The sequence below is a fragment of the Mesorhizobium sp. M4A.F.Ca.ET.050.02.1.1 genome (genome assembly GCF_003997725.1).
Lineage (GTDB): Bacteria > Pseudomonadota > Alphaproteobacteria > Rhizobiales > Rhizobiaceae > Mesorhizobium.
Map to the genome: position 1 here is coordinate 1 of NZ_RZSG01000869.1, position 2,414 is coordinate 2,414.

Consider the following 2,414-nt stretch of genomic DNA (forward strand, 5'->3'; position numbering starts at 1 on the left):
ATGTAACAGATTGAAAAATGCTGGCAGAGAGGATTGAAGTCCCTCAAAGAGCGGCACCCCAGCATTGAAAACAAAGAGTTCTTTTCAGGGCCAACGCGGCTCACAGTTGCCCGCAGCATTTTCAACTTCATGGGTCAGCACCATTAGGCAGAAAGTCCCGGTTGCTCGCGCTCCAAAAGGAAGGACGCGACCGAGGCGGCCAACCCGACAATGAAAATAGCCTCAGAAAGGTCGGGGTCTCGCCCTTCGCGTAGGTGTCGCGCGAACTCGGACGCATAGCCCCATAGCTTGTGCATCGCCTCATCCAAGGGCTTGGGAAAAAGGTCGGGGTTGCGCTTAATGAGGTCGCCTAAAGTTGCGCGAGGGTCTCCCACCACGTCCCTTGCGAGACATTCGAGAGATGCCAGGGCATGTTGAATTGCGCCTGTTACGTCAGGGTTTGGCCGGCGAGAGAGGGCTAGACGGCTCTCCGCGAGTTCTCGGGCGGCTGTCGGCCGCGATGTGGCTTTCAGCATTCCGGTTGCGGCGGAGATTTCTGCTTCAAGAGGCTGCGGCCCGCGAAACTCTACGCGTCCTCCCGCCATCTGCCAACCGATCCCGCGCTGCCGGAAAAAGACGTTGAGTTCGCGCTCAAACCATTCGTGTGCGGGAGGGTCTGTCCATTTCATCTCGTGGAGGCTCATAAGGCTGAGATAGATGGACTCGGTGCAGTCGTACACGCTGGGCCAACCAGCGGCACGGAATAGGCCGTTTACCTCTTCCTCGATGTAGCTGGGCGACCAATTGCCTTTAGGCGGGCCAACAAAACTTGCGTCAGCAGATTCAGGAGGGTGCCATCGGACAGACCGCCTCTTCGGGCCAGTGCCAGCACCGCGAATCTCAGTTCGCTGGGAGCCTCATAGCGCACCGATATTTGTGGCTCTTCCAGCCCGAATCCGTGGCGACGAGAAAAGGGCAGATTGTCGGCCGGCATGCGAAAAATTCCTCGGTGGCAGTCGATTGATTTCCAACCGCAACACCGAAGCCTATAAGCCAGCACGCCGAAATGTCACTACGTACTCGATGGGAGCCCTAAAGAAACCCAGCGGCTGGGCTCCGACACTCCGCTACTCCATGTCCGGTACGTCGCCGCCCAGGAAGAGCGTCGTCGGCTCGCCGTACTCCCCTATCGACGGTCGGCCGCGCGCGACCATGCGATTGACCCAGGCATGCTTTCCCGCCGGCGCCCGTGCGGCCCTGATGGCCCGGTGCTCGGACTGCTGCTCGGCTGGCCCATAAACAGGCTGGAGGCTACCCTCCCGGTCCCTATCGAAGGCGGTGACTACGATAAGCTTCGGGGTCTGTCGCTGTAGGAGAATGCTCTCAGCCATGGCCCCCACGCCACTGTGGGGTGTGTGTCGTCAAAGCTGATGGCGACTATTCGATCACCACCGGCTCCTCGCCGCTGGCGCATCATAGCGAGTGTGTTGCGCGAGGTGCCGCAAGCGGGATTGTGATAGATCGTGACGGTCATGGCTTTGCTTTCAGAGGCTGCTGAATGATTGCGGGGCGCAACAACCAACTCATCAGCGCAAGCGCAATCAGGGCGCCGAGCAGTTCGGCGACGATGAAGCCCGGCAGATCGACCGGCCTGATGCCGGAAAACGTGTCGGTGAGCGAGCGCGCCAGCGCGACGGCAGGATTGGCGAAGGATGTGGACGCGGTGAACCAATAGGCGGCGGTGATGTAGAGTCCGACCAGCCAGGGCGCGGCTCTTTGCTCGAACCGAAGGCCGGCGAGAATGACAGCGACCAGCCCGAACGTCGCGACCGTTTCGGAGAACCATTGCGCGGGGCCGGCACGCAACTTTGTCGCGATCTCCAGAACCGGCAGAGCGAACATCAGATGCGCTGCGACCGTGCCGGCGATGCCGCCGGCCGACTGCGCGACCAGATAGGTCGGAAGATCGCGGGCCGGCAGCGTCCGGTTCACGCAGAACACCAGCGAGACGGCCGGGTTGAAGTGGGCGCCGGAGAGCGGCCCGAGGATGGTGATCAAGACAACCAGCATAGCGCCGGTCGCCAGCGTGTTGCCGAGCAGCGCCAGCCCCACATCATGCGTCAGCGTCTCGGCCATGATGCCGGAGCCGACGACCGTTGCGACCAAGAGGCCAGTGCCCAAGGCTTCGGCGGCAAACCGGCGCGGCAGATCGAAGATTGTCATCTTGTTCCTGCCGGGATTGATTGCGCCATCAGCGCAGCGTTGACGAACAGCGTGGGGTGCATAACAAGGACTTGCGCGTTACTGGCGGGAAGTGCTGATCCTTTTTGGCGGGCCAAGCGGTGACATAGCTTGACCCCGCGATTCGCCTTCGACTAGGCGTTTCCGCAGCCGAATGCCTTGCTCCTGTTCGAACGGGCGCTGCGAGGATGATC

The 2,414-nt window shown here is 61.2% G+C and carries 3 protein-coding genes and 1 pseudogene; all 4 read right to left on the minus strand.

Going from position 1 to position 2,414, the window contains the following annotated elements; translation table 11 throughout:
- Window positions 1–143 precede the first annotated feature (143 nt).
- On the minus strand, window positions 144–719 hold the full coding sequence (locus EOA33_RS32410; RefSeq protein ID WP_127407477.1) for a hypothetical protein: 576 nt from the start codon (window positions 717–719) through the stop codon (window positions 144–146).
- A 387-nt stretch (window positions 720–1,106) separates the two neighbouring features.
- Window positions 1,107–1,370 (minus strand): hypothetical protein, encoded by a 264-nt coding sequence (locus tag EOA33_RS32415; protein WP_127407478.1) that lies wholly within the window; start codon window positions 1,368–1,370, stop codon window positions 1,107–1,109.
- 74 nt (window positions 1,371–1,444) lie between these two features.
- A pseudogene (locus EOA33_RS41045) lies at window positions 1,445–1,513 on the minus strand (arsenate reductase (glutaredoxin)); the annotation flags it as partial.
- Window positions 1,510–2,202 (minus strand): MIP/aquaporin family protein, encoded by a 693-nt coding sequence (locus EOA33_RS32425; protein WP_127407479.1) that lies wholly within the window; start codon window positions 2,200–2,202, stop codon window positions 1,510–1,512. The pseudogene EOA33_RS41045 and the gene EOA33_RS32425, both read right to left, overlap by 4 nt.
- Between the last annotated feature and the right edge of the window lie 212 nt (window positions 2,203–2,414).